The sequence below is a fragment of the Bacillus sp. FSL K6-0972 genome, from assembly GCF_037976035.1.
GTDB classification, from domain to species: domain Bacteria; phylum Bacillota; class Bacilli; order Bacillales; family Bacillaceae; genus Bacillus; species Bacillus haynesii.
Map to the genome: position 1 here is coordinate 1,049,187 of NZ_CP150260.1, position 26,144 is coordinate 1,075,330.

25 protein-coding genes are annotated in these 26,144 nt (G+C 47.0%); 20 read left to right on the plus strand and 5 right to left on the minus strand.

The features are described from left to right. Positions 1 to 139: 139 nt before the first annotated feature. The 10 genes from MKX80_RS05290 (at position 140) to MKX80_RS05335 (ending at position 10,254) form a co-directional block, all read left to right on the plus strand. Positions 140 to 697: a glycerol-3-phosphate responsive antiterminator gene (locus MKX80_RS05290; RefSeq protein WP_154996509.1), complete on the plus strand. Its 558-nt coding sequence runs from the start codon at positions 140 to 142 to the stop codon at positions 695 to 697. A gap of 227 nt (positions 698 to 924) precedes the next feature. Further along, positions 925 to 1,740 carry an MIP/aquaporin family protein gene (locus MKX80_RS05295; RefSeq protein WP_154996511.1) on the plus strand — a complete coding sequence of 272 codons (816 nt, stop codon included), beginning with the start codon at positions 925 to 927 and terminating at the stop codon, positions 1,738 to 1,740. A 42-nt stretch (positions 1,741 to 1,782) separates the two neighbouring features. Continuing rightward, positions 1,783 to 3,273 carry a glycerol kinase GlpK gene (gene glpK / locus MKX80_RS05300; protein ID WP_154996513.1) on the plus strand — a complete coding sequence of 497 codons (1,491 nt, stop codon included), beginning with the start codon at positions 1,783 to 1,785 and terminating at the stop codon, positions 3,271 to 3,273. 144 nt (positions 3,274 to 3,417) lie between these two features. Further along, entirely contained in the window at positions 3,418 to 5,085 is a 1,668-nt protein-coding gene (gene glpD / locus MKX80_RS05305; protein ID WP_268293966.1) for a glycerol-3-phosphate dehydrogenase, read from the plus strand. A 184-nt stretch (positions 5,086 to 5,269) separates the two neighbouring features. Beyond that, positions 5,270 to 7,018 carry a phospho-sugar mutase gene (locus tag MKX80_RS05310; RefSeq protein ID WP_339228092.1) on the plus strand — a complete coding sequence of 583 codons (1,749 nt, stop codon included), beginning with the start codon at positions 5,270 to 5,272 and terminating at the stop codon, positions 7,016 to 7,018. A 129-nt stretch (positions 7,019 to 7,147) separates the two neighbouring features. Continuing rightward, positions 7,148 to 7,606: a DUF6773 family protein gene (locus MKX80_RS05315; RefSeq protein WP_234112785.1), complete on the plus strand. Its 459-nt coding sequence runs from the start codon at positions 7,148 to 7,150 to the stop codon at positions 7,604 to 7,606. A gap of 21 nt (positions 7,607 to 7,627) precedes the next feature. Then, entirely contained in the window at positions 7,628 to 7,825 is a 198-nt protein-coding gene (locus tag MKX80_RS05320) for a helix-turn-helix transcriptional regulator (RefSeq protein WP_154996521.1), read from the plus strand. Positions 7,826 to 7,944: 119 nt separating this feature from the next. Next, a complete protein-coding gene (locus MKX80_RS05325; protein ID WP_154996523.1) occupies positions 7,945 to 9,093 on the plus strand; it encodes a GAF domain-containing sensor histidine kinase in 1,149 nt (382 codons plus the stop codon). Next, a complete protein-coding gene (locus MKX80_RS05330) occupies positions 9,081 to 9,731 on the plus strand; it encodes a response regulator transcription factor (RefSeq protein WP_154996525.1) in 651 nt (216 codons plus the stop codon). The genes MKX80_RS05325 and MKX80_RS05330 overlap by 13 nt, the downstream gene beginning before the upstream one ends. 4 nt (positions 9,732 to 9,735) lie before the next feature. Continuing rightward, positions 9,736 to 10,254, plus strand: coding sequence for an NADPH-dependent FMN reductase (locus MKX80_RS05335; RefSeq protein WP_216929360.1), 519 nt, complete (start codon positions 9,736 to 9,738; stop codon positions 10,252 to 10,254). Positions 10,255 to 10,283: 29 nt separating this feature from the next. Here MKX80_RS05335 and MKX80_RS05340 read toward each other — a convergent pair whose 3' ends face one another. Next, positions 10,284 to 10,532, minus strand: coding sequence for a YhdB family protein (locus MKX80_RS05340; protein ID WP_003180102.1), 249 nt, complete (start codon positions 10,530 to 10,532; stop codon positions 10,284 to 10,286). A 202-nt stretch (positions 10,533 to 10,734) separates the two neighbouring features. Here MKX80_RS05340 and MKX80_RS05345 point away from each other — a divergent pair, with 202 nt between their 5' ends. Continuing rightward, the gene (locus tag MKX80_RS05345; RefSeq protein ID WP_234112786.1) at positions 10,735 to 11,055 is read left to right on the plus strand and encodes a YqzG/YhdC family protein; all 321 of its coding nucleotides are present in this window, start codon (positions 10,735 to 10,737) and stop codon (positions 11,053 to 11,055) included. 31 nt (positions 11,056 to 11,086) lie between these two features. On the opposite strand, the gene nsrR is transcribed toward MKX80_RS05345, so the two are convergent. Continuing rightward, positions 11,087 to 11,518 carry a nitric oxide-sensing transcriptional repressor NsrR gene (gene nsrR / locus MKX80_RS05350; RefSeq protein WP_154996531.1) on the minus strand — a complete coding sequence of 144 codons (432 nt, stop codon included), beginning with the start codon at positions 11,516 to 11,518 and terminating at the stop codon, positions 11,087 to 11,089. 258 nt (positions 11,519 to 11,776) lie between these two features. Here nsrR and hmpA point away from each other — a divergent pair, with 258 nt between their 5' ends. The 3 genes from hmpA to MKX80_RS05365 all read left to right on the plus strand — a co-directional run bounded on the left by hmpA (position 11,777) and on the right by MKX80_RS05365 (position 15,752). Continuing rightward, the gene (hmpA, locus tag MKX80_RS05355) at positions 11,777 to 12,991 is read left to right on the plus strand and encodes an NO-inducible flavohemoprotein (RefSeq protein WP_234112787.1); all 1,215 of its coding nucleotides are present in this window, start codon (positions 11,777 to 11,779) and stop codon (positions 12,989 to 12,991) included. 96 nt (positions 12,992 to 13,087) lie between these two features. Continuing rightward, entirely contained in the window at positions 13,088 to 14,497 is a 1,410-nt protein-coding gene (locus tag MKX80_RS05360; RefSeq protein WP_234112788.1) for a SpoVR family protein, read from the plus strand. A 415-nt stretch (positions 14,498 to 14,912) separates the two neighbouring features. Further along, positions 14,913 to 15,752, plus strand: a complete 840-nt coding sequence (locus MKX80_RS05365; protein WP_154996537.1) for a C40 family peptidase — start codon at positions 14,913 to 14,915, stop codon at positions 15,750 to 15,752. A 47-nt stretch (positions 15,753 to 15,799) separates the two neighbouring features. On the opposite strand, the gene MKX80_RS05370 is transcribed toward MKX80_RS05365, so the two are convergent. Further along, positions 15,800 to 16,678: a LysR family transcriptional regulator gene (locus tag MKX80_RS05370; protein WP_154996539.1), complete on the minus strand. Its 879-nt coding sequence runs from the start codon at positions 16,676 to 16,678 to the stop codon at positions 15,800 to 15,802. A gap of 110 nt (positions 16,679 to 16,788) precedes the next feature. Here MKX80_RS05370 and MKX80_RS05375 point away from each other — a divergent pair, with 110 nt between their 5' ends. The 5 genes from MKX80_RS05375 (at position 16,789) to MKX80_RS05395 (ending at position 23,170) form a co-directional block, all read left to right on the plus strand. Continuing rightward, the gene (locus tag MKX80_RS05375) at positions 16,789 to 17,880 is read left to right on the plus strand and encodes a citrate synthase/methylcitrate synthase (protein ID WP_268326992.1); all 1,092 of its coding nucleotides are present in this window, start codon (positions 16,789 to 16,791) and stop codon (positions 17,878 to 17,880) included. 121 nt (positions 17,881 to 18,001) lie between these two features. Next, positions 18,002 to 19,066: a PQQ-dependent sugar dehydrogenase gene (locus tag MKX80_RS05380; protein WP_234112789.1), complete on the plus strand. Its 1,065-nt coding sequence runs from the start codon at positions 18,002 to 18,004 to the stop codon at positions 19,064 to 19,066. A gap of 82 nt (positions 19,067 to 19,148) precedes the next feature. Next, positions 19,149 to 20,018, plus strand: a complete 870-nt coding sequence (locus MKX80_RS05385; protein WP_154996546.1) for an SDR family oxidoreductase — start codon at positions 19,149 to 19,151, stop codon at positions 20,016 to 20,018. A 143-nt stretch (positions 20,019 to 20,161) separates the two neighbouring features. After that, on the plus strand, positions 20,162 to 21,520 hold the full coding sequence (locus tag MKX80_RS05390; protein WP_154996548.1) for a sodium-dependent transporter: 1,359 nt from the start codon (positions 20,162 to 20,164) through the stop codon (positions 21,518 to 21,520). A 21-nt stretch (positions 21,521 to 21,541) separates the two neighbouring features. Next, positions 21,542 to 23,170: a pyridoxal-dependent decarboxylase gene (locus MKX80_RS05395; RefSeq protein WP_182070953.1), complete on the plus strand. Its 1,629-nt coding sequence runs from the start codon at positions 21,542 to 21,544 to the stop codon at positions 23,168 to 23,170. Between the two features lie 37 nt (positions 23,171 to 23,207). Here the strand turns inward: MKX80_RS05395 and MKX80_RS05400 are convergent, their stop codons facing one another. Next, on the minus strand, positions 23,208 to 24,095 hold the full coding sequence (locus MKX80_RS05400; RefSeq protein ID WP_234112790.1) for an AraC family transcriptional regulator: 888 nt from the start codon (positions 24,093 to 24,095) through the stop codon (positions 23,208 to 23,210). A gap of 77 nt (positions 24,096 to 24,172) precedes the next feature. Further along, positions 24,173 to 25,582 (minus strand): PLP-dependent aminotransferase family protein, encoded by a 1,410-nt coding sequence (locus tag MKX80_RS05405; RefSeq protein WP_234112791.1) that lies wholly within the window; start codon positions 25,580 to 25,582, stop codon positions 24,173 to 24,175. 112 nt (positions 25,583 to 25,694) lie between these two features. Here MKX80_RS05405 and MKX80_RS05410 point away from each other — a divergent pair, with 112 nt between their 5' ends. Beyond that, positions 25,695 to 26,129 carry a GNAT family N-acetyltransferase gene (locus tag MKX80_RS05410; RefSeq protein WP_234112792.1) on the plus strand — a complete coding sequence of 145 codons (435 nt, stop codon included), beginning with the start codon at positions 25,695 to 25,697 and terminating at the stop codon, positions 26,127 to 26,129. Positions 26,130 to 26,144: the final 15 nt, after the last annotated feature.

Sequence of the window (26,144 nt, forward strand, 5' to 3'; positions counted from 1 at the left end):
TTATGGACATGAATGAAGGTAAATGTAAAATGATTTGCCCGGGGGCCGTGAGAGGCTTCTGTTTTATAAAGGATTGCAATGAGACGGAAATTCCATTAGTGTAGTACAGAAGCTAGATAGCAAGTGAAGGAGATGGAACATGAGTTTTCACGATCAAAATATTTTACCTGCGGTGCGCAATATGAAGCAGTTTGATACATTCCTGGACAGCCCTTTTTTATACGGGGTGCTGCTTGACATCCACCTTGGTCAGCTGGGAGGCGTCATCAGCGCGGCCAGATCCCATGGGAAAAAAATGTTTGTTCACGTCGATCTGATCCAAGGAATTAAGCATGATGAATACGGTGCGGAATTCATTTGCCAGGAAATGAAGCCTGCGGGCATTCTTTCAACAAGATCAAGCGTTATCGCCAAAGCAAAGCAGAAGAAAGTGTATGCGATCCAGCGCATGTTTTTAATAGACACAAGCGCCATGAAGAAGAGTATTGAATTGGTGAAAAAGCACAGACCTGACTATATAGAAGTGCTTCCCGGAGTGGTACCAGAATTGATCAGGGAAGTCAAAGAAAAAACCGGCATTCCGATCTTTGCGGGCGGGTTTATCCGTACCGAAAAAGACGTCGAGCAGGCGCTTGCAGCAGGGGCGTCCGCAGTCACCACCTCAGATACTGATTTATGGAAAAATTACTGGAACTAAAAATTTAAAATGTGAAAAATTATTGACAACGCTTTCACTATACGATACGATCTTACTAAGTTAATACATTGTGACGGAGACCCGGAGACCACAGCAGTTCTTTACTCAGTATGATGTAAAGAAAGTTTGCTGTGTTTTTTTATGGTCTTTTAGACACAGTGAAGAAGGTGAACCCATGGTGTTCATCTTAGAATAACACTTCATAATAGATTTTAGGAGGGATAGCCTTGACAGCATTTTGGGGGGAAGTTATCGGAACGATGCTGCTCATCGTCTTTGGAGCTGGAGTTTGTGCAGGAGTTAATTTGAAAAAATCGCTGTCCCATCAATCCGGATGGATTGTGATCGTCTTCGGCTGGGGGCTTGGCGTGGCCATGGCTGTATATGCCGTCGGCGGCATCAGCGGAGCGCATTTAAATCCCGCCGTTACATTGGGGCTGGCATTTGTCGGAGATTTTCCTTGGAAAGAAGTGCCTTCCTATATTTTGGGGCAGATGATCGGCGCATTTTTAGGGGCGGTGCTCGTTTTTATTCACTACTTGCCGCACTGGAAAGAAACCGAAGATCAAGGCGCGAAGCTGGGAGTATTTTCGACAGGTCCGGCGATTCCAAATACATTTGCAAACCTGTTCAGTGAAACATTGGGGACTTTTATTCTCGTTCTCGGACTTTTAACGATCGGTGCAAACAAGTTTACTGACGGACTGAATCCGCTTGTTGTCGGATTTCTGATCGTGGCGATCGGGATCTCGCTCGGCGGAACAACAGGCTATGCGATTAACCCTGCCCGCGATTTGGGGCCGAGAATTGCCCACTTTGTCCTTCCGATTGCAGGCAAAGGGAGTTCAAATTGGAAGTACGCGTGGATTCCTGTTTTAGGACCGGCGCTCGGCGGTTCATTTGCAGGCGTTTTTTACAATGCCGCATTCAAAGGGCACATCACCAACACATTTTGGATTGTAAGCGTTATACTAGTTGTGATATTGTTAGGTTTCTATATTCATATGAAAAAACAATCGGTTGATCAATCGGTCAACATTTAAAAAAACGCAATCTTAACAGACATATAAGGGGGAGTTTCAAAAATGGAAAAGTACATTTTGTCTCTTGATCAAGGCACCACGAGCACAAGAGCGATTGTTTTCAACAAAGCAGGCGAAATCGTCCATATTGCACAAAAGGAATTTCAGCAATATTTTCCAAACCCCGGCTGGGTTGAACACAATGCAAATGAAATCTGGGGCTCTGTTCTGTCGGTGATCGCTTCTGCGCTTTCAGAATCGGGGATCGAAGCCGGACAAATTGCCGGAATCGGGATCACAAACCAGCGGGAAACGACCGTGGTTTGGGATAAACATACCGGCAAACCGGTCTACAATGCGATTGTGTGGCAGTCCCGCCAATCGGCGGAAATATGCCAGGAATTGAGAGAGAAGGGCTATGAAGAGACGATCAGAGAAAAAACAGGCCTTTTAATCGATCCTTATTTTTCAGGCACGAAGGTGAAATGGATTTTGGATCATGTGGAAGGTGCACGGGAGAAAGCTGAAAACGGCGACCTTCTCTTCGGTACGATCGATTCTTGGCTGATCTGGAAAATGTCCGGCGGAAAAGCGCATGTGACAGATTATTCAAACGCCTCAAGAACATTGATGTTCAACATCTATGACCTAAAATGGGATGATGAACTTCTCGATATTCTCGGCGTGCCGAAATCGATGCTCCCGGAGGTCAAGCCTTCATCGCATGTATACGCTGAAACGGTCGATTATCATTTCTTCGGCAAAAACATTCCGATAGCAGGTGCAGCCGGTGACCAGCAGGCAGCATTGTTCGGGCAGGCTTGCTTTGAAGAAGGAATGGTTAAGAACACGTATGGAACAGGCTGCTTTATGCTGATGAATACCGGCGAGAAAGCGATCAAGTCAGAGCGCGGCCTGCTGACGACAATCGCTTGGGGGATCGACGGAAAGGTGGAATATGCGCTGGAAGGCAGCGTCTTCGTCGCAGGTTCCGCCATTCAATGGCTGCGAGATGGACTGAGAATGTTTAAAGACGCCAAAGAAAGTGAAAAATACGCTGTAAGAGCAGAATCTGCCGATGGTGTTTATGTGGTTCCTGCATTTGTAGGTTTAGGCACGCCTTATTGGGACAGCGATGTCCGCGGCGCTGTATTCGGATTGACCCGGGGTACGACGAAAGAGCATTTTGTTAGAGCAACGCTTGAATCGCTTGCCTATCAAACGAAAGACGTGCTTGACGCGATGAAGGAAGACTCCGGGATCTCGGTGAAAACGCTGAGAGTCGACGGCGGAGCTGTCAAAAACAACTTCCTGATGGATTTTCAGGGCGACATTTTGGATGTCCCTGTAGAACGTCCTGAAATCAATGAAACAACAGCGCTCGGTTCAGCCTATTTAGCGGGCCTTGCTGTCGGCTTCTGGAACGATCGTTCCGAGATCAAAGACCAGTGGCAGCTTGACAAACGCTTTGAACCGAAAATGGAAGAAAAAGAGCGTGAGAGCCTGTACAGCGGGTGGAAGAAAGCTGTAAATGCAGCTAGGGCTTTTAAATAAGCTGCATGTATGTTACAATCTAATTAAGTTAATAGAAACGGTTGGAGAAGAGGAGAGACCACAACACCAAAGCAGTATCAGCGCTTTGGATGTTTGTGGTCTCTTTTTCTATTTTTTACCGTGACAACAAGGGAGGACATGAACATGGAATCATTATTTTCAAGCCGTAAACGGGACGACATGTTACAGAATATGACGAAGCAGAAATATGATGTGTTTATTATCGGAGGAGGGATTACGGGTGCAGGGACGGCATTGGATGCCGCATCGCGCGGAATGAAAACGGCACTTTGCGAAATGCAGGACTTTGCAGCCGGAACGTCAAGCCGCTCCACGAAACTTGTACACGGCGGACTTCGCTATTTAAAGCAATTTGAAGTGAAAATGGTTGCCGAGGTCGGTAAAGAGCGGGCGATCGTCTATGAAAACGGGCCGCACGTTACAACGCCCGAATGGATGCTGCTACCGATGCATAAGGGAGGCACTTTCGGCAAATTCAGCACTTCAATCGGGCTGAGGGTGTACGACTTTTTGGCAGGCGTCAAAAAAGCTGAGCGGAGGAGCATGCTGAATGCCGAAGAAACGCTTCAAAAAGAGCCGCTCGTGAAAAAGAACGGCCTGAAAGGCGGCGGCTATTATGTCGAATACCGGACGGATGACGCCAGGTTGACGATCGAAGTGATGAAAGAAGCGGTTAAATTCGGAGCCGAGGCTGTCAATTATGCAAAAGTAAGCGATTTTATTTATGAAAACGGCAAGGTCACCGGAGTGGTCATTGAAGACGTCTTCACGAAAAAAACGTACCGCGTCTACGCGAAAAAAATCGTGAATGCCGCGGGGCCGTGGGTCGACCGTCTGCGGGAAAAAGACCATTCAAAAGAGGGCAAACATCTTCAGCATACAAAAGGCGTGCATCTTGTTTTTGATCAATCGGTCTTTCCTTTAAAACAAGCCGTTTATTTTGATACGCCTGACGGCCGCATGGTGTTCGCGATTCCGAGAGACGGAAAGGCATATGTCGGCACAACGGACACCGTCTATAACGAAGATCTGGAACACCCTCGAATGACGACTGCAGACAGGGATTATGTCATCAATGCAATCAACTATATGTTCCCTGAACTGGGGATCAAGGCCGAAGATGTCGAATCAAGCTGGGCGGGGCTCAGACCGCTGATTCATGAAGAGGGAAAAGACCCGTCTGAGATCTCCCGCAAAGATGAGATCTGGACTTCTGAATCCGGACTGATCACGATTGCCGGCGGAAAGCTGACCGGCTACAGAAAAATGGCTGAACATATCGTCGACCTTGTTAGAGACCGTTTAAAAGAAGAAGGCGACAGAGACTTCGGACCTTGCAGAACAAAAACGATGCCGATCTCAGGCGGCCATATCGGCGGCTCCAAAAATCTGGAGGCTTTTATTCAAGCGAAAGCAGCCGAAGGAATCGAGGCTGGACTGTCCGAAGAAACGGCCAAACAAATCGCCGCACGATACGGTTCGAACGCAGACCGCCTGTTTGATCGTATTCCATCGCTGAAAGATGAAGCAGCAGAACGCCGCATCCCTGTCCATGTACTAGCAGAAATGGATTACGGGATCGAGGAAGAGATGGCAGCCGTTCCGGCAGACTTCTTCGTACGCAGAACGGGTGCGCTGTTCTTTGACATCAATTGGGTCCGCACTTACAAAGACAGCCTTACGGACTACATGAGCGAGAAGCTGAACTGGGATGGCGAAACGAAGGCCCGGCATGTCCAGGCATTGGAAGGACTTCTTCACGACGCTGTTGTCCCGCTGGAAAGCAGATGATTTATTAGGTCAAATGACCTTGATGAATTTTCGTTAATAATCAATCGAATGGCCTAACGTGAGGCTGTCTTGATCAGGCAGCCTCATTTTTTTCGTTCGGCATGCTAAATTTGGACAAAGCGGCTGTTTGTCGATATGATAAAAGAAAAGCTGCAATTACTTAGCTGGAACATTGGAGGTAATCATGAGCTGGAGAACGAGCTATGAACGCTGGAAAAACAAAGAAAACTTAGATTCCGAATTAAAATCGCTTCTTTTGAAAGCGGAAGGAAATGAAAAAGAACTAGAGGATTGCTTTTATAAAAAACTTGAGTTTGGTACAGCCGGTATGCGCGGAGAAATCGGACCTGGCCCGAACCGCATGAACGTTTATACGGTTCGCAAAGCATCGACAGGCCTTGCCGCATACATAGGAGCGAACGGCGAAGAAGCTAAAAAGCGCGGCGTTGTGATCGCCTACGATTCCCGCCACAAATCGCCTGAATTTGCAATGGAAGCTGCTAAAACGCTCGCAGAAAACGGCGTTCAAACGTACGTGTTTGACGAACTGCGCCCGACACCTGAACTTTCCTTTGCGGTAAGAGAACTGAATGCGTTTGCAGGTATTGTTATCACGGCGAGCCATAACCCGCCTGAATACAACGGCTATAAAGTCTACGGAGAGGACGGCGCGCAGCTTCCGCCAGCTGATGCAGACAAACTGATCGGCTATGTTAACGCGATTGAAAACGAACTGGAAATCGAAGCCGGCGATGAAGCTGCTTTAACCGAAAAAGGGCTGATCAAAATGATCGGCGAAGACATCGACCAAGCGTATCTTGATAAACTGACATCGATTTCCGTCAACCCTGATCTGGCAAAGGAGACCGAAGTCAAAGTCATCTTCACCCCGCTGCACGGCACGGCAAACAAATCCGTCAGACGGGGCCTGAAAGCTCTCGGGTATGAACATGTCACAGCCGTCCCTGAACAAGAGCTGCCTGACCCTGACTTTTCGACCGTATCTTCTCCTAATCCGGAAGAGCACGCCGCTTTTGAATATGCGATCAGACTCGGGGAAGAAAAAGGAGCCGATATACTGATCGGAACCGATCCTGACGCGGACCGCCTCGGCGTCGCTGTAAAGAATCAAGAAGGCCGGTACGTGGTCCTGACAGGAAATCAAACCGGCGCGCTGCTCCTGCATTATCTGCTATCGCAAAAACAGCAGAAAGGCACGCTGCCTGATAACGGAGTTGTTCTGAAAACGATTGTAACAAGCGAAATGGGGCGCGACATCGCCGCTTCTTTCGGACTTGACACGATCGACACACTGACCGGCTTTAAATTCATCGGAGAAAAAATCAAACAATTTGAAGCATCGGGCGAATATGCTTTCCAATTTGGTTATGAGGAGAGCTACGGCTACTTGATCGGCGATTTCGCAAGGGACAAGGATGCCGTCCAGGCAGCACTGCTTGCCGTTGAGGTATGCGCCTTCTATAAAAAGCAGGGAAAATCGCTGTATGACGGGCTCCTCGAATTGTATAAATCGTTCGGTTTCTATAGAGAAGGCTTGAAGTCACTGACCTTAAAAGGAAAAGAGGGAGCGGAACAAATCGCAGCCATCCTCAGCACATTCAGAGAACAGCCGCCTCTTTCCATCGCCGGAAAAGACGTTGTATCCGCCGAAGACTATTTGACAGGGAAGCGGACGCTGCTGAAGGAAAACAAAACGGAAACGATCGATCTTCCGAAGTCCAATGTTTTGAAATATTTCCTGGAAGACGGCTCATGGTTCTGCCTCCGTCCATCAGGAACAGAGCCTAAAGTGAAATTTTATTTCGCGGTCAAAGGCCAAACAAATAAAGACAGTGAAGCGCTTCTCAATCAATTAACAGACGAAGTAATGAAAAAAATCGACGATATTGTAAAATCGACTTCAAATTCATAATCGCTGAAAACCCGCCTTGCCAAATGGCGGGTTTTTCAATTTTTGTTGATAAGCGGCAATGGATAATGTAATATATATTTAACAATAAGTCAGATATAAATTGCATTTTAAAAGGGGAGAATGGCTGACATGAAGTGGAGCAAAACCGGGGATGAATACATAGAAAAGAAAATGACACAATTTTTCAGCGAATCCGGTATGATTGTCGCTGCTATCTTATTTTTGGATATGATCATCAGGGGCCTCATTTTAGGGAGACCGGCATCCGAATACATTATCAGTGCCATCGGTTTTGCGGTCTATGCAGGTTGGATATTGTTCCGCTATCTTTTGTCGGGGTTTGAATACCCGGAGATTGCAGGTCAATCCGCGTATCGGAAAAAAAGAAAAGAAATCGCAGCCCTCAGCCTCGCCTCCGGCCTCATATTTGCCATTTTAACGCTTATCTTTATCGGCATACCGGAACAACTCGACAGTTGGGTTGACTTTATTGCCATGGTGATGTTGTTTGTATTCTTTCATTTTGTGATCAACTTTATCTCCTTGCGTAAATCCTTTCAGAAAAATCAAGATCTATTAGATGATTAAATGAAACCGGCGGGTGAGCATATGGTTAACCGGGTCAAACTCGCCCGGATCGAAAAGTCTTTGACACAAGCCCAGCTCGCCGAGCGGGTCAATGTGACAAGGCAGACGATCGGGCTGATCGAAAAAAATAAATACAATCCGACCTTGCAGCTTTGCATCGCGATCGCAAAGGCGTTGGACAAAACGCTTGACGATTTGTTCTGGGAGGAAGAAGCTTAAGGATGAGTTTTGCCCTTTCTCAGTCAAAAGTCTTAGAAAAGTTCATCTCATGAGGGCGGGCTTTTTTTTATCAAATATCGGTATAATAAAAGAAACTCCGGTTTAAGGGGATGAAGCTTTTGCGGGAAGACACGCAGTTTGAAAAATTGAAAACGCTCAAAGAAATAGCGGAAACGTTAAACGAAGGGAACCATCTAAAGGAAACGCTTCATGCTGTTTTACAGAAGCTGCTCCGCTTAACGGGACTGAAAACGGCGTGGCTTTTTCTGATCGATGAAAAGGGAAGCTTTGAACTGGCCGCTTCGGTCCGTCTGCCTCAGGCCCTTGCTTACCGGCACAACCGTTTATTATGCGAAGGAAGCTGCTACTGTCTTGAACAATACAGGGACGAAAAGCTGGACAGGGCGAAAAATATCATCCACTGCCGGCGGATTACGACGGCCATGAAACAGAAAACTGGTGATCCGGAAGGCATCACCCATCATGCAACAGTCCCGCTCAGCGACCAAAAGAAACGGTTCGGTTTGCTGAACGTTGCGGCTCCGGGCAAAATTCATTTCAGCCGCGGAGAACTGGCGCTCCTCGAAGCTGTTGCTCTGCAAATCGGGATGGCGATCAAACGGATGAGGCTTGCTGAACAACAGCAAAAACACATGCTGCTGACCGAAAGAAACAGATTGGCTCAGGACTTGCATGATTCCGTCAATCAAATGCTTTTTTCGCTCAGCTTGACCGCTAAAGCGGCGGGTGAAATGACAGACCAGCCTGAAATCAGGGAAATGCTCGAGTTTATGCAAAATCTTTCTCATGAAGCGCTTCTTGAGATGCGGGCGTTAATTTGGCAGCTCAGGCCCCAGGGCTTGGAAGAAGGATTGGCTGCGGCTCTTGAAAAATATGCGGAAGTGCTCGGCCTTCAAGTGATCTTCAAGCTCAGCGGTGTGCTCCGTCTGCCACCTTCTGTTGAGGAATTGATGTGGCGGCTGAGCCAGGAAGCCCTAAACAATTGCAAAAAGCATGCCGGTGCAAGCCGCATCCAAGTGAAAATCGATGTATTCCAGTCGTCTGCCGTCTTGGAAATCGAAGATGACGGCAAAGGGTTTCAGTACGATCCTGATGCGGGCATTCCGACGCTTGGGCTGAAAGGAATGAAGGAGCGGACGGAAAAAGCGGGCGGCACGCTCTTAATCACCTCCGCAATCGGTAAGGGGACGAAAATCCGGGCGGTTTTGCCTTTGAAGGAGAAGGGGGAGGCAGGATGGAAAAGGTGAAAATCATCATTGCCGATGATCATCATATTGTCAGAAAAGGCCTCTTGTTTTTTTTCAAAACAAAAAGTGATTTTGACGTTGTCGGAGAGGCTTCGACAGGAATCGAGGCGCTCGATGTCTTGCGAAAACGGGAGGCAGACATCGTATTAATGGATTTATCAATGCCTGAAATGGACGGAATTGAGGCGACAAAGCGAATAAAAAAGGAATATCCGTCTGTCAAAGTCATAGCGCTGACAAGCTATGCGGACGAAAGCTATGTGATCCCTGCCATCCAGGCGGGAGCCTGTGCCTATCAGCTGAAAGATGCCGAGCCTGATGAACTTGTCGAGACGATTCGTGCTGTTTATGGCGGCAGATACTCATTGGATCCGAACATCATGTCCCACATCTTTCACCATGTGTCACAGGCTGATGAGAAAGAAAAAATACATCAATTGACAAATAGAGAAAAAGATGTTTTATTGGAAATTACAAAAGGGAAAAGCAACAAGGAAATTGCCGCATCTTTATTTATCAGCGAAAAAACGGTAAAAACCCATGTATCCAATCTGCTGTCAAAGCTTGGCTTATCCGATCGCACGCAAGCCGCGCTCTTTGCAGTAAAACACGGACTACAACAAAATGACGGGAGATGATCAAATGAAAATAACCGTAATCAGCGGAACCGCGAGAAAACAAGGCAGAACGCGGATTGCCGCTTCCTATATCGCCCGCACCTATCAGGCGGAGCTTATCGATCTAAGCGAGTTTATCCTTCCGATTTTCAACGGAGATGAAGAGCAAAGCTCTCTGGAAAATGTCCGAAAACTGAAAGCTTCGGTTAAAGAGGCAGATGCTGTCGTTTTATTATCTCCCGAATACCACAGCGGTATGAGCGGTGCTTTGAAAAATGCGCTCGATTTTTTAAGCAATGAGCAGTTCTCGGGCAAACCGGTGGCGCTTTTTGCTTGTGCAGGAGGCGGCAAAGGCGGGATGAACGCGCTCGCCAATATGCGCATTGTCGCACGCGGAGTTTATGCGAACGTCATCACAAAGCAGCTTGTGCTCGATCCGATTCATATTGATGAAGAACACCAAACGGTTACTGAAGCAGCCAAAGCCAATATCAAAAATGTAATGGAAGAGCTTCTGCTCTTTGCCGAATTTCAAAAAGCCTGACGCCGAAAGAGCGCCAGGCTTATTTTATTTTACGTAAAGACAAGCACGCCGTTTTCGTGTTCATGTCCGGAAAATGAGGCGTGATCAATATACTGCAGCAGATCATAAAGCCTTTTTTCGACAATGGCGTCATCTCTTTCAAAATTGTAGGCGTGCAAAAAATGTTCGATCCGCTTTGATAATAAATCGTCTTCTGTCCGCACCATCAGAATCAGCAGGTTGTCCCACTGCGAGCGGTGCGTATAGTACAAAGCTTTGTCATAATCAGCGTAATTCAATTTCGCCACTCTCCCTTCTTTCTGAGGAGTCATGATTATTTTATGTGGCGGGGTGTTTTTTTCTCCGGGGAAAACTTGGTCTCCCTTGTTTGGCGGCCTAGAAATATGAGGATGGTATACGCAGACCGCGAAAAATGTCTGCATGACATTCGCCGTTTACGGTCAAGCTAACGTATGTACAATACATGCGGAGCGAATGGAAATGAAAAAACGATATTGCACGTACTTTTTTTGTATACTAACGCTTTTATCATTCCCGGCGAAAAGTCACTTTCAAGCAGGTGTTTCCGATGCACCTGAACGGTGGGAAAGAATCGCCTGGAGCGCGCTTGAAGAAAAATACGATGGCGCAAAGCTCGAGGATTATGAATATTTAGGGCGCACACAAGTCAATGATGAAGAGACAAAGGATGTCTTCAGGGTAACCGTCAATCAGGAAGGCAAATCATTTTCAGCGCACGCCGAAGTGTATTTTCACCCGGTGACCAATGCGATTATCAACGTCAATATTTTTCCCTTATAGCAAAAAAAAACGAAGGAAACCGTTTCCTTCGTTAACTCAATAATTTACGTATATGGTCCTGATTAACGATAATATCTTGCAGAGTGTATTGATCCAATACGTCCAAATAGGCGGATAGGGCTTTGTTTAAAACATGCTTTAATCCGCAGACCGGAGAAAGTATACAGTTGTTTTTTTCTCCGCTAAAACACTCGACAATGTTAAAATCATCTTCTGTATGTCTTATGACTTCACCGATATTAATCTGTTCAGGCGCTTTTCCGAGACGAATCCCGCCGTTGCGGCCCCGTATCGTTTCAACGTAGCCAAGCTTGCCAAGCTCGTAAATCACCTTCATAAGGTGGTTTTTTGATATGGAATAAGAATCGGCGATGTCTTTTATATTGACAAGCTCGTTTGAGTTTTTGGTTGCTAGAAAAATCAGTACTCTCAATGAGTAATCCGTATAATTTGTTAATTTCATCGCATGACCTCAATCAAACAAGTTTCCATTATCTTATCACATTTGCTTTCAATTATGAGGGTGGAACGGAAATTGTTACAAAAATATAAAACATTCCTTGAAAATATTGCTTTAATTCCATTAAAAGTCTAGTATAAAGATGTATCCTAAATACATCTTTAATCAAAAGTATCAGTCCCATTTTAAAAAAGATCTTATTGCACCTTTAAAGATGTATTTCAAATACATTTTTAAAGCGACTGGAGAGGAGCAAGCGTTATGCTATCTGAAAAAACCATGCAAATTGTCAAATCGACCGCCCCTGTTTTAAAAGAAAAGGGAACAGAGATCACCACTTGTTTTTACAAGCGGATGTTTAATGCGCATCCTGAATTGAAAAACATCTTCAACATGTCTCGCCAGCAAACCGGCGGACAGCCGAAAGCTTTGGCTTTTACTGTGTTGCAGGCGGCTGAGAACATCGACCGGCTCGGAGACCTGCTGCCGGTTGTCAAACAAATCGGACATAAACACAAAAGTTTGCATGTGAAACCAGAGCACTATCCTATTGTCGGTCAGCACCTTTTGGAAGCCATTGAAATCGTGCTCGGCGAAGCTGCGACAGAGGACATTCTCCAGGCATGGGCAGAAGCCTATGAAGAGATCGCCCGCGTATTTATTGAAGTAGAAAAACAAATGTATGAAGAAGACAAAAAGCAGGATGGAAACTGGGAAGGATTTAAACCGTTTGTCATCATGGATAAGCGGGTCGAATCCGATACGATTACTTCCTTTTATTTGAAGGCTGCCGATGGAACGGATTTGCCCGCTTTCAGCCCCGGACAGTACGTATCTGTCCGCATTAAAATTCCAGGCGAACCGTATTTCTTAACAAGACAGTACAGCTTGTCAGATGCCTGGAATAAAGACTACTACCGCATTTCAGTTAAATTAGAAGCGGAGGAAGGCCAACCGATCGGAAGGGTATCAAGCTATCTGCATGAAAATATGGAAATCGGCGGCAGCTTGGAAGTGAGCGCTCCTGCCGGAGATTTCACACTTTCCGAAGGAACGGATCATCCGGTTTATTTCATCAGCGCCGGATCAGGCATCACGCCTGTTATGAGCATGGTGCAAACGTTGGCTCACAAAGAAAGCAGCCGCGAGATCACATTCGTGCATGCTGCGAAAACTGAACGGCATCACGCTTTCAAGGCAGAAACGGAGAAGCTGCTCGGCGCCAATCCGGCGAACCGTCTCCTGTTTGTCTACAGCAGGGGTGCTGAAGCGACGGAAGATCATACTGTAAAAGGCCGGGTGAATGAAGAGCTGTTGAAATCGGTCGTGAAAGATCCAAACGGCGAATTTTATGTATGCGGTCCGCTTTCATTTATGAAAAGCGTGATTGAAGGATTGCAAAATCTTGGCGTTTCGACGGAAAACATCCGCTATGAGAGCTTTGCTTCATCCCTTGACATGCAAATAGCGAACTAACAAAAGAAGGCAGCTGTCAAACCGACAGCTGCCTTTCATCTTTTCAAAACCCGGCTCATACAATAAAGAGAAGTCCAACCGGGGGGGATTTGAGTATTGAGCATACGGGAGCAAAAAGAGCTGCAGCGGGCGATAGAAGAAATTACGGAGATCGCGGAAGGATTCGGCCTTGATTTTTACCCGATGAGATATGAGATTTGTCCTGCTGAAATTATTTATACATTCGGTGCATACGGGATGCCGACAAGATACAGCCATTGGAGTTTTGGCAAGCAATTTCACAAAATGAAGCTTCACTATGACTTTGGCTTGAGCAAAATATATGAGCTTGTCATTAATTCAGATCCGTGTTATGCGTTTTTGCTGGACAGCAATTCATTGATTCAAAATAAGCTGATTGTCGCACATGTCCTTGCTCATTGTGATTTCTTTAAAAATAACTGCCGTTTTCAAAATACGAAGCGCGATATGGTTGAAAGCATGTCGGCGACTGCAGAGCGGATTAAACATTATGAGACGGTCCACGGTTCAAAAGAAGTCGAGGCATTTCTCGATGCGGTGCTGGCGATTGAAGAACACATTGACCCTTCGCTCGTGAGGCCGAAGCTGTCGTGGAGCATAGATGATGAAGAGGGAGAAGAAACCGGCGCACTGGCTACTCCTTATGACGACCTCTGGGAAATGGATCACAAAGGATCGAAAGAGAAGAAGAAAAAGACGAAAAAAAAGTTTCCGCCGAAGCCGGAAAAAGACATTCTGCTATTCATTGAAGAGCATTCGCGGGAGCTGGAGCCTTGGCAGCGCGACATCTTAACGATGATGAGAGAGGAAATGCTGTATTTCTGGCCGCAGCTTGAAACGAAAATCATGAATGAAGGCTGGGCGTCCTACTGGCATCAGCGAATCATCCGCGAGCTTGATCTGACATCAAGTGAAGCAATCGAATTCGCCAAGCTGAACGCGGGAGTGGTTCAGCCGTCCAAAACGGGCATCAATCCTTATTATCTCGGATTGAAAATATTTGAGGACATAGAGGAGCGCTACAACAATCCGACAGAAGATATGAAGAAGATGGGTGTAGAGCCGAACTCGGGGAGAGAAAAAATATTTGAAGTCAGGGAGATCGAATCAGACATTTCATTTATCAGGAACTATTTAACGAAAGATCTCGTGATGCGGGAAGATCTCTACTTGTTTCAAAAACAGGGAAGGGATTATAAAATCGTCGACAAGGATTGGGAAGCTGTGCGCGATCAGCTTGTCAGCATGAGAGTCAACGGAGGGTTTCCTTATTTGACAGTTGAAAACGGAGATTACTTAAAGAACAATGAATTATACATCAAGCATTGGTATGAAGGGATCGAACTCGATTTAAAGTATCTTGAAAAAGTTCTGCCTTACCTCCACCAGCTATGGGGAAGAAGCGTGCATGTCGAAACCGTGCTCGAAGATAAGCCCGTCATGTTTTCCTATGATGGAAAGGCTGTCCACCGCAGATATTTATAAACAGTTTCAGGCTGCATACGGGCAGCCTTTTTTATTTTAAAGCGCAACGACGTTCATCCCTTCAAAAGGAAATGCCAAATGAAAGAACGTTTGTCCAGTTTTACGAGTTAATTATAAAAATGTAAAATAAAGTATTTAATGCACTTTGTAATATTGTAATTTTAGCTGCCGGAAAGTGCGAAAATGTAGTATTTAAGTTACCTTTGAAATGTAAATGAAATATTATCTACCCTTAAAAACTTTTTTTAAAAACGAATAATTAAGGAATTTGACTTAGTAAGTCAAGACTATACCTGATGGAATTCCCTCCTTATAATAGAAGCAGAGGAAGGCTGAAGCAGCCATTCTCAAAAATAATGAAACTGCTAATTTTTGCCTTTAAAAATATAAAGAATTCTGCTAGTGGGAGGACAACATGAAAAAACAAGTAATTACAGCAGCATCAGCGGTTGTTTTAGGATCGACTTTGTTTGCGGGAGCCGCTTCCGCGCAAACCATAACGGTGAAAAAAGGGGATACGTTATGGGGATTTTCGAAGAAGTACGGCACATCTGTCAGCAAGATTAAACAGGAAAATAAGCTGAACTCCGATATCATTTACATAGGACAAAGGCTATCGATCAATGGAAGCAGCAGTTCTTCGTCTGCAAAAGCATCGCAAGCTTCATCAGCTACGCACAAAGTGGTCAAAGGAGACAGCCTTTGGAAAATTTCACGGACATACGGCATGACTGTCAATGAACTGAAATCTCTGAACGGTTTAAAAACAGATTTAATCCGGATCGGGCAAGTATTAAAAGTTAAAGGGACGAAAAGCGTAAAAGCAGCATCAACAACCAAGCCTTCTGCATCAAGCGGGACAAGCAAAACAAGCAAGGCACCTGCGCAAACCTCTTCAGCGCTTAATACATCAAAACTTGTTTCGGATGCAAAAGCCCTTATCGGAACGCCTTATAAATGGGGCGGAACATCTACATCAGGATTTGACTGCAGCGGGTTTGTCTGGTACATCCTCAACAAACAGACAAATGTGGCGAGAACGAATACAGTCGGATACTGGAATTCGATGAAGAGCGTATCAAGTCCGGCAGTAGGCGATTTCGTATTCTTCACGACATATCAGCCGGGACCTTCACATATGGGGGTTTACATCGGAAACAATCAATTCGTTCATGCCGGTTCTGACGGTGTAACGATCAGCGATATGACAAACAGCTATTGGAAGCCGCGCTATCTTGGAGCAAAACGCTTCTAATGTTGCAGGGACAAGCCCGTTCATCATGATGAACGGGTTTTTTCCGTTTAGAAACGAAACTCGGCTAAAAACGCCAAAAAGTGCTCGACCTTCTCATTATCTTTCAGACTGATCGCATATCCCCCTGCAACGGGAAGCTTCATGAAATCGCACGGCACCTCTATTAATCTTCCTTCCATCAGCTCGCGGCGCACGGTCGACAGCGGCAAAAATGATATACCGAGTCCTTCTGCAATAAATCGTTTCGTAATATGCGTCTGGCTTACGAGCATCGTTCTGACAAACGGAAATTTGATCCTCAGCTGCCTGACGAGGTCGTCCCAGTACTCGGGGTGATTGTGGGTCAACAGCAAATATTCTTCAAGCAAATCTTCGACATCGAGCGGCGGCGCTTGTTCTGAATCGCGGCCGTCATGAGGGGCAACCAAAATGACGGGATCGCTGTACATCGAATAACAGTTCAGGTTTGACGATTGCACGTTTAAGCAGCTTAATCCGATATCTGCATGGCCAGCTGAAATCAGGGGAGCGATTTCAGCTGATTCGGCGATCTTTACTTTGATCTCCGAATTCGGATGAAGCGCTGTGTATTTTTTTAATACGAATGGGAGAATCGTATCGGCGATAAGCGGTGAAACCGCTAGATTCAATGTCTGCGAATAGCCTTGTCTGATTCTGTGAAGCTCTGCCATGCTCGATTCATAGTCTTCCAACAGGCGAAGGGCGAAAGGAAGGTAAGCCCGGCCTTCTTTCGTTAAATGAATGCTTCTTCCTTTGCGGGTGAACAGCTGGCACCCGAGTTCTTCTTCAAGCAGTTTAATTTGGACGGTGACGGTCGGCTGAGAAATAAATAAGGTTTCCGCCGTCTTTCTGAAATTTTCGTATTTTGCGGCAGTAACAAAGGTATGAAGCCATTTAAAATCCATTGCAGTCCTCCTGATTAATTTTGTTAATCAAAGACATCAATATAATTCAATATTTTTTAAATATTATATCAACTATAATGATATTTACAAAGGAAAAAGGAGGAATTGATTTGGTTTATCATGGGTTGAAAGGGATTACTTGTGTTGAAACAGCCATCAGCCGCATTGACGGCGAAGAAGGAAAGCTGATCTACAGAGGGTACAATGCTGATGAACTGGCGCTTACATCCACATTTGAAGAAGTCGCTTACCTGATTCTCAACGGGGCATTTCCGACAGAAGCGGAACTCAGCCGATTTTATGAGATGCTCGCTTCATTCCGTGTGCTTCCAGAAGCATGCGAGCAATTGATCCGCAGTCTTCCGGCCGAATTAGACGATATGGCGGTTCTGCGCACGGCCGTCTCTTCATTCGGGGACAAATCGTTTGCGTTCAAGCCGACAATGGAGCAGGCCCTCAGGCTGATTGCAGCGGCCCCGTCGATTATCGCGTTCAGAAAGAGGCTGACTGACGGAGAAGAGCCTGTTCAGCCGCTGGATGAGCTTGGCTTTGTGGAACATTATTTTTACATGCTGAAAGGGAAGCGTCCGACAGAAGCTCAGAAAAAAGCGCTCGAAACGTACATGATTCTTGCGATGGAACACGGCATGAACGCTTCAACCTTTTCTGCAAGGGTTACGGTGTCTACGGAATCCGATCTTGTTTCTGCCGTCACATCTGCACTTGGCACGATGAAAGGACCTTTGCACGGCGGAGCGCCGTCTGCGGTGACGGATATGCTGGAAGGCATCGGGGAAAAACAGCACGCTGAAAGCTATATAAGAGAAAAGCTTGAAAAAGGCGAGAGACTGATGGGATTTGGACACCGCGTCTATAAAACGCATGATCCGAGAGCGAAGGCTTTAAGGGTAAAAGCTGAGGAAATTGCCGGGGGCGACCGGGATATCGACCTTGCTCTTCATGTTGAAAATACGGCGATCCGCCTTTTGGAAGAATACAAGCCGGGACGCAAGCTTTATACGAATGTCGAATTTTACGCAGCCGCTGTCATGAAGGCGATCGATTTTGATGCCGCTTTGTTTACCCCTACTTTTTCGGCAGCGAGAATGGTCGGCTGGTGCGCCCATGTCCTGGAGCAGGCTGACAACAACATGATTTTCAGGCCTTCGGCTAAATACGTCGGAGAATTGGTTTCTCAGTAATGCGGACACACGCCTTCTCATCGAAGCGCGTGTTTTTTAATAGGATTTTTTGAATGTTTAGTAGGGAATCATGCCGGTGTTCTTGAAGTATTCATCAAGAAAGTCCTTTAAGGAGGAGACGATGAAAAAAGTTTTGCTGATGTTGATCATGCTGTTTTTTCTAGGTGCATGCACGGAAGGCCGGGACTTTGATGCTGAATATGAAGCGACGACCGCGAAAGAAGGCGGAAGCGGCGCCGAAGTCATCGCAGACCGCCTTGATGTGCCTTGGACGATCGCTCACACTGGTGAGATTTTTTACATTACCGAAAGAAACGGGGGAATCGTGTCCATTGCTGATGGCAAAAAGGAGCGCATGCAGCTTCAGTTGAAAAGGCCCGTTCATCAAGAAGGGGAAGGCGGGCTTCTCGGATTTGTACTCCATCCGGATTTCAAAAATAATCAGGAGGCATACGTTTACCATACATACAAAGACGGGGACCATCTGAAAAACCGGATCATCAAATTGACGCTTGACCGCCTCACTTGGACGGAAACGGAGGAGCTGCTTGCCGATTTGCCTGGAGGCGTGATTCATAACGGCGGCCGGATGGCGATCGGACCCGATCAAAAGCTGTACATCACGACAGGTGATGCGGGGGAAAGGGAATGGGCCCAGCAGCCTGAAAAGATGGCGGGTGTGATCTTAAGAATGGAGCTTGATGGTACGATACCGGCTGATCAGCCTTTTAGCTCGTCTTATGTATACAGTTTCGGGCACCGGAATCCGCAAGGCCTCGCATGGCTCGGCCGGCAGCTTTATAGCTCCGAACACGGGCAGTCTGGACATGATGAAGTGAACAAAATAGAACCCGGAGCCAATTATGGCTGGCCGGTGATTGAAGGAAGCGATGAGAAGCAGGGAATGAAAGCGCCGCTCATACATTCGGGAGAAAAAACGTGGGCGCCATCCGGTTTAGTGCAGAAAGGGGACGTCCTCTATATGGCCGGCCTGCGGGGAGAGGGCGTTTTCCGAGTCGATCCGGCGGAAGCCAAAGCGGAAAAATGGCTTGGCGGATACGGCAGAATCAGGGATGTGAAAGTAATCGGCGATGATCTGTATTTCATTACGAACAATGGCGACGGAAGAGGCGAAAAAAAACAGACAGACGACCGGCTCATCCGCGTACCTCTGTCTGACCAGTAAACCTGTCTCGCTGAGTTCTTGCGTTTAAGGATGCCGGAATCGTGGTAACTGAGCACTAAACAATGGTGAAGAGGTGAGACGAATGAATCCGGCAAACAGACAGACGGATGGACAGAAAGCGCAAAAACAAGAAAAACAACCCGGGGTTGAGCACAAGATGGTGCCCCTTCCGCTCTCGGAAGACCGCGACTACAAAGGAAGCGGCAAATTAAAAGGAAAAACCGCCATTATTACCGGAGGAGACAGCGGAATCGGCAGGGCGGCCGCCATTGCGTATGCCAAAGAAGGTGCCAACATTGCCGTCATGTACTTGGACGAACACAAGGATGCCGAGGAAACGAAAGAACGGATCGAGCAAGAAGGTGCAGAATGCCTCTTGATTTCCGGAGATGTCGGTGATGAAGCGCATTGCAAAACATCTGTCGAAAAAGCGGTGAATCACTTTGGCGGGCTTGACATACTCGTGAACAATGCTGCCGAACAGCATCCACAAAAAGGGCTCGAAGATATTTCGACCGAACAGCTTGAACAAACGTTCAGAACGAATATTTTCTCCATGTTTCACATGACAAAAGCCGCCCTCCCGCATTTAGAGGAAGGCAGCGCGATCATCAATACTGCATCGATCACGGCGTATGAGGGCAGCCCGGCGCTGATTGACTATTCGAGCACAAAGGGTGCGATTGTCGCGTTTACCCGTTCGATGGCTGCATCCCTTGTCAAAAAAGGAATACGCGTCAACGCGGTAGCGCCGGGGCCCATTTGGACGCCGCTCATTCCGGCTACTTTTTCGCCGGAAAAAACGGAAAAACACGGTACAGATACGCCGATGGGAAGGCCCGGACAGCCTTCAGAACACGCTGCAGTGTATGTTCTGCTCGCTTCAGACGATTCCTCTTATATGACAGGACAGACGATCCACATCAACGGCGGAAGATATGTGACGACATAATCATAATCTCAACCGGCTGCCTATTGTAAGGCAGCCGGTTTTTTCTGTTTATTTTTTCGGAAAAATAAGAATTTGAAAGATCACTTTCAAAAAAGCTGCCCTGTAAGAGATAATAGAAACAGAAAGAGAAAGGATGTGTATGAATGAGCGACCGCAGAATGACAGCAAAGTGGGCATCCAAACTTGGATTTGTTCTCGCCGCCGCGGGATCCGCCATCGGTCTGGGAGCGATTTGGAAGTTTCCCTATGTGGCGGGAACGAGCGGGGGAGGCGCATTTTTCCTTGTGTTTGTCCTATTTACGATACTGCTGGGGTATCCCTTGCTTTTGGGGGAATTTATATTAGGCCGAAAAAGCCAATCGGACGCTATCGGCACCTATCAAAAAATAGCGCCAGGGACGCCTTGGATGATCACAGGCTGGATCGGAATCGCCGCCTGCTTCCTTGTCCTGTCGTTTTACAGTGTGATCGGCGGCTGGATTTTGCTTTATATCATCAAAGCAGTAACCGGTTCATTGTCGGGGCTTACGCAGGCCGGATACGGGGAGCTATTCGGTTCGATCATCCAAGATCCGCTGCAGACACTTGCAGCACAGCTTGCATTTATCATCATGACGATCCTCGTCGTGGCGAAAGGTGTGCAAAAAGGAATCGAGCGCGTCAGTTCGATTATGATGCCGCTATTATTTATTTTATTTATTGCGCTCGTTTTAAGGGCTCTGACGCTTGAGCATGCGATCGACGGCGTGCGTTTTCTGCTTGTGCCCGATTTTGGCAGCCTGACGCCGCAGGCGATTCTTTTTGCGCTCGGTCAAGCTTTCTTTACGCTGACGCTGGGCGTATCTGTGATGGTGACGTACAGCTCTTATTTGTCAAAGTCACAAAACCTTCCGAAGTCGGCGCTGTCGATAGTGATCATGAATCTTACCGTCACGCTGCTTGCCGGCCTGGCGATTTTTCCGGCCGTTTTTTCATTCGGCATTCAGCCCGATCAGGGGCCGACTTTATTATTTGCGGTTCTGCCAGCAGTTTTTGACCGGCTTCCATTCGGGATGCTGTTTTTTATCGGATTTTTGACTGCCTTTTTATTTGCCGCGCTGACTTCGGCTTTTTCGATGATCGAGATCATTGTTGCGGCTATCACAAAAGGCGACCAAACGAAAAGGGGAAAATGGACGTGGGCGATCGGCCTTTTGATTTTTGCCGTCGGCATTCCTTCCTGCTTGTCTTACGGGGTGCTCGATGAGCCGTTCATTTTTAAGAAGACGTTTTTTGATGCGGCGGATTATGTCGTCAGCAATATTTTGATGCCGCTTGGCGCGCTCTTTATTTCCATTTTTATTCCGCTGAAATTGTCCAAACACGATCTATATGAAGAGATGAAAAGCGGATCAAAATCGGGGAAAGGCTTTTTTATCGTGTGGTTTTATCTTCTCCGTTTCCTTGTTCCGCTCGCGATTGTACTTGTCTTTTTAAATTTAATCGGAGTGTTTTCATTTTAAAAGATCAGGAGATGGGTGAATATGGTGTTAGACTTTCAACAGATGTTTCCGAGCGAGGATGGCAATCACGAGGCTCGGTATCAGCTGCTGGCATTGCTCGAAGCGGTATTGGCCGGAATGGACAGGCTGAAGGATCCCGGCCGGATGACGCTTGGCCGCGAATCTGAAGTTTCATCTGACTACTATCAAAGCGTCATTGAAGATGCCGTCTTGCCGGAAAAAGGCTTCGGCGCGGAAAAAAGCGTTGAAGAGCTATTGAAATTGCTTGACGGCCACCGCTTTTTAAACAGGCATTATGTGGCCAACGCGACGCCTCTGCCGAACAACGCCAGCATCGCCGGGAATCTTTTAATGGTTCTTTTAAACGGAAACAATTTATGGGATGTCGACGGCACGGCTGCAGCCAGAACAGAAGTGCAGATTACGGCGATGCTTTCAGACATTGTCGGCTATGACAGACAAAAGAGCGGCGGTTTTACCACATGGGGCGGGCAGGGAGCCGTTTTTCAGTCGCTCAGGCTGGCGATCGCAAGCGCGTACCCTGAAGCGAATCAGCAAGGAACGCCGCATCACCTATACGCGTTCTGTTCAGAGCTTTCGCATTTCAGCCTTTACAAATCGATGGAAGCTTCCGGAATCGGGACGGACCATTTGATCAAGGTCAAGACGAATCACGATCATTCGATGGATCTGGCCGATTTGCGGGAAAAAATGCAAGCCGTGATTGAAAAAGGCGGACATCCGATTTATGTTTTGGCAACGCTCGGCACAACCGACTCATTTGGCATCGATGATTTGGCGGGAATCAAGAAAGTGACTGAAGAAATAGAGGACGCATACGGTTTGCCTCCTGTCTATATTCATGCCGATACGGCGATGGGCGGGATGTACAGCTTTTTTAACGAATACGATTTCTCCGGAAATCCGCTTCATCTTGAAGATCATGTGCTTGAGACGCTTGCCCGCTACAAAAAACATTTTCAGCATTTGCACCTGGCGGACAGCTTGGTCTTTGATTTTCATAAACTCGGACAAACGCCGTATATCACAAGCCTTTTCTTGGTGAAAAACCGTGAGGCATTGAAAGCCGTTGATTTGGATCCGGATGAGACGCCTTATGTCGGTAACAGAGGGTTTGGCAGCTATCATACGAGCTATACGCTAGAGTGTTCGCGAATGGGAAGCAGCATACCGATTTATGCTTCTCTGCTCGCATTCGGAATCGAAGGCTACCAGGAGATCTTGGCCAATTACATCAGGGTTAACCTGGCGTTTCGAAAAAAACTGCTGCAGGCTTTTCCGAATGCAGCCGTCACCAATGATGTATCACCTGTGACGACATTCCGCTTCTATCCGGGAAATGTTCGCTATCACGAAGAAATAAGCGGCGCCATCACGGAGGAAGAAGTGCGGAATATTAACAAATTCAATGAAAAAATCGCCGAAACATTGGGAAGGTACCGCACTCACACCTATTTCGGCAGCACGAAAAAGCAAACATACGTTTATCCTGCTGACAGCCGTTTGCCCGTGCCGCTTTATGTCCAGAAATTCTACAGTGTCTCGCCTTACACGACGGTTGATACAATTGACCAATTTATCGCCTTTTTAAAAGCGCATGTTGAACCGTCGGATGTAGCAGCCGGATAAAAAATTGAACGGGAGGGTTAAACCTCCCGTTCTTTCTTTAGTCTTTATATGCGGTTCTTTTTTGGACAGGTATCCATATTTCGCTTTTAAACGTTGGGGAGCTGATATCTTGATCCTGATTCCAGAGGATTTCCGGCCCTTTCGTTTGCTCGTAATGTGAAGACGGGAACCATTCAGCATAAATGCGTCCCCAGACATTTTGAAGGGTGTCCGGAAACGGACCGGCCGCTTCAAATACAGCCCATGTCGAGGCGGGAACTTCAAGCTGTTCATATCGGTCCGGGCATTCCTTCGTTGTCGCTGCCCCGATATAATGGTCAAGCTCTCCCTGCTCTTCCATCCGGCCTTCGGAAAAGTTCGTTGATGCTTGGATCAGTCCAAGCGGCTCCACATTTGACAGTTCCTTTAATTCATCGATGTTTTCACTGCTTAAAGCTTTCCACATCGAGGCGATTTCCGGATTGATTCCGTGAAAGACGACAGGAACCCTTTTTTTGATTCCGGCAATCCGAAAGGCCTTCTTTTCTACAATTCGGTAATTCATTTCGTTTCCTCCTTTAATTGTAAGCTGGAAGGTCATCGGAGGATATGCTTTCAGTGTGCTGATATCGTGTCTGGCCTCTGTCGGCGTGATGCCGTGCAGCTTTTGAAATGCGCGCGTAAAAGCATCCGGCGAGTGATAGCCGTATTTCACCGCGATATCAATCACTTTTTGATTCGTGTTCTTCAGCTCAAACGCTGCAAGGGTAAGCCGCCTGCGGCGGATGTATTCGGACAGCGAAACCCCGGCAAGAAAAGAAAACATCCTTTTAAAATGATATTCAGAGCAGTAAGAAAGCTTCGCAACCGTTTGAAAGTCAATACTGTCTGTCAGGTGTTCTTCAATATACGTCATGGCTTGATTCATGTTCTTCAGCAAATCCATTTGATGACCTCCTATGTTTACAAGAATAGCAGGAGCAGAATCTCCGCATCCGACTTTCCGTGCCCGATTGTGCAGGGTCATTCCCGAGACTGTCGGCCGTTAAACCATGCAGTCTTCAGCTTTTTGATGCCGTCTGCGATGCTTTTTTCCGAAAGTCCGCCAAACCCGAGGAGGACCGCGTGTGTTTCAGGGGGAGTCACATACGAGACAGAGGCTGGGTATACTTTGACCCCTTTTTCCAGCGCTTTTTGGGTCAGCCACTCTTCGCTCGGGGCGCCTTTCACCTCAAGGATGATGTGAAGACCGGCGTTCTCTCCTCTGACTGCGGCATGATCGCCAAATTCGTGCTTGATGGCATCAAGGAGCGTTTTTCGCTTTTTGCGGTAGAGTGTTCTCATTCGGTTCAAGTGCCTTTGATAATCCCCGTTTTTCATAAAACGAGCAATGGCATGCTGTACATGACGGGAAACCGTTTGTTTAAATAAGGATGCCTTGTTGAGCCCCTTTTTGACGAGCGGAAAGGGGAGAACCATATAGCTGATCCTGAGGGAGGGAATCAGCGATTTTGAAAAAGTCCCTAAATAGATGACCCGGTGGTTCCGGTCAAGCCCTTGAAGGGAAGGAACCGGCTGTCCCGCATAGCGGAATTCCCCGTCATAATCGTCTTCAATGATATGAGCTCCGGTCGATGCTGCCCAGTCAAGCAACTGCAGCCTGCGGCCGATCGGCATGATCATTCCGAGCGGAAACTGATGGGACGGGGTAGTGTATGCGAGCTGCGGCTGATATTGTTCAAGGTCTTGCACGGAAATTCCGCTCTCGTCGACTGCTATTGGCACCACATTGAAGCCGCCGGTTTTCAGGACCGTTTTCGATCGATGAAATCCCGGATTTTCAAATCCGACAGTTGTGCCTTTAGGAAACAGATGGCACAGCAACTGCAGCAAAACCGGTGTGCCGGCTCCGATGATGATTTGCTCAGGTGAACAGACCACGCCGCGCGATTCTCTGAGGTAAACCGCAATCATTTTCCGCAGCGGAAGGTCTCCGGCCGGGGGGCCGCTTTGAAAAAGCCCGTGCCCTGATTCAAAGGTTTTGGCGAGCGTTTTTTTCCATAGGGAAACAGGAAATGACGCGAGGTCTACATGGCCGTGGTGAAAATCGATCATGTGCGCCGCCGTCTCATGTTCTTCCATTTCTTTTTCGGCAGGGGGAGGAGGTGCAGTCTGTGTAAAGTCTCCTTCCGCTTCAGCCGCATACCAGCCCTTTCTAGGCTTGCTGAGCAAATATCCTTCTGCAGCCAGCTGTTCATACGCGTGTTCAACGGTAGTCAGGCTGATATTTAAATGTTTGGAAAGCATTCGTTTGGAGGGAAGCTTTGTTCCAGGCTTTATGTGCCCCGAATGAATGCTGCGTTTGAAAAACGCGTACAGCTGCTGATAAAGCGGCTCGCTGCCGCTGCGGTTTAAAAAAGGGGTTATATCCATTCGATCATCCCTTTCAACTCATCTGGTATGTTTTATTTTATCAAAACTGGCTATTTTAAAAAGGTCAGTTGCTGGGTTAAAGTTGTTCCATAACCAACAGAAGGGAATGACGATGTTGCTTGATTGTAGGGAATTGCATTCTGAAACAGAGCTTAAGGAAGTCTATCCAATTATGAGACAGCTCCGCCCCCATTTGGATGAAACGTCTTTTTTGAAGCTTGTCGAAGAAGCGCGGGAGACTGAAAGCTATACGTTATTTGCGCTGTATGACGGTGATACTCCGGTGGCTTTGGCCGGCTTTTTGCCGAGGGTCTCTTTGAACCAAGCCCGTCATGTTTGGGTAGCAGACCTGGTGACGTGTGAAAAACACCGTTCAAAAGGCTATGGAAAGAAACTTTTAGGCGCTGTTGAAGAGTGGGCCAAACAGAACGGATTGGGTTCAGTCGCTTTATCATCAGGCTTGCAGCGCACCGACGCCCACCGTTTTTATGAAGATAAAATGGGGTATCAAAAAGCAAGCTACCTATTTCGCAAGGCTCTGAAATGAAAAAACCCCCGGTAT

What these genes read in the sequence shown, in the direction of transcription:
- MKX80_RS05290 (WP_154996509.1), top strand. Translation starts at nt 140, where the DNA reads ATGAGTTTTCACGATCAAAATATTTTACCTGCGGTGCGCAATATGAAG.
- glpK (WP_154996513.1), top strand. Translation starts at nt 1,783, where the DNA reads ATGGAAAAGTACATTTTGTCTCTTGATCAAGGCACCACGAGCACAAGA.
- glpD (WP_268293966.1), top strand. Translation starts at nt 3,418, where the DNA reads ATGGAATCATTATTTTCAAGCCGTAAACGGGACGACATGTTACAGAAT.
- MKX80_RS05310 (WP_339228092.1), top strand. Translation starts at nt 5,270, where the DNA reads ATGAGCTGGAGAACGAGCTATGAACGCTGGAAAAACAAAGAAAACTTA.
- MKX80_RS05315 (WP_234112785.1), top strand. Translation starts at nt 7,148, where the DNA reads ATGAAGTGGAGCAAAACCGGGGATGAATACATAGAAAAGAAAATGACA.
- MKX80_RS05320 (WP_154996521.1), top strand. Translation starts at nt 7,628, where the DNA reads ATGGTTAACCGGGTCAAACTCGCCCGGATCGAAAAGTCTTTGACACAA.
- MKX80_RS05330 (WP_154996525.1), top strand. Translation starts at nt 9,081, where the DNA reads ATGGAAAAGGTGAAAATCATCATTGCCGATGATCATCATATTGTCAGA.
- MKX80_RS05335 (WP_216929360.1), top strand. Translation starts at nt 9,736, where the DNA reads ATGAAAATAACCGTAATCAGCGGAACCGCGAGAAAACAAGGCAGAACG.
- MKX80_RS05345 (WP_234112786.1), top strand. Translation starts at nt 10,735, where the DNA reads ATGAAAAAACGATATTGCACGTACTTTTTTTGTATACTAACGCTTTTA.
- nsrR (WP_154996531.1), bottom strand. Translation starts at nt 11,518, where the DNA reads ATGAAATTAACAAATTATACGGATTACTCATTGAGAGTACTGATTTTT.
- hmpA (WP_234112787.1), top strand. Translation starts at nt 11,777, where the DNA reads ATGCTATCTGAAAAAACCATGCAAATTGTCAAATCGACCGCCCCTGTT.
- MKX80_RS05365 (WP_154996537.1), top strand. Translation starts at nt 14,913, where the DNA reads ATGAAAAAACAAGTAATTACAGCAGCATCAGCGGTTGTTTTAGGATCG.
- MKX80_RS05370 (WP_154996539.1), bottom strand. Translation starts at nt 16,678, where the DNA reads ATGGATTTTAAATGGCTTCATACCTTTGTTACTGCCGCAAAATACGAA.
- MKX80_RS05380 (WP_234112789.1), top strand. Translation starts at nt 18,002, where the DNA reads ATGAAAAAAGTTTTGCTGATGTTGATCATGCTGTTTTTTCTAGGTGCA.
- MKX80_RS05385 (WP_154996546.1), top strand. Translation starts at nt 19,149, where the DNA reads ATGAATCCGGCAAACAGACAGACGGATGGACAGAAAGCGCAAAAACAA.
- MKX80_RS05390 (WP_154996548.1), top strand. Translation starts at nt 20,162, where the DNA reads ATGAGCGACCGCAGAATGACAGCAAAGTGGGCATCCAAACTTGGATTT.
- MKX80_RS05395 (WP_182070953.1), top strand. Translation starts at nt 21,542, where the DNA reads ATGGTGTTAGACTTTCAACAGATGTTTCCGAGCGAGGATGGCAATCAC.
- MKX80_RS05400 (WP_234112790.1), bottom strand. Translation starts at nt 24,095, where the DNA reads ATGGATTTGCTGAAGAACATGAATCAAGCCATGACGTATATTGAAGAA.
- MKX80_RS05405 (WP_234112791.1), bottom strand. Translation starts at nt 25,582, where the DNA reads ATGGATATAACCCCTTTTTTAAACCGCAGCGGCAGCGAGCCGCTTTAT.
- MKX80_RS05410 (WP_234112792.1), top strand. Translation starts at nt 25,695, where the DNA reads ATGTTGCTTGATTGTAGGGAATTGCATTCTGAAACAGAGCTTAAGGAA.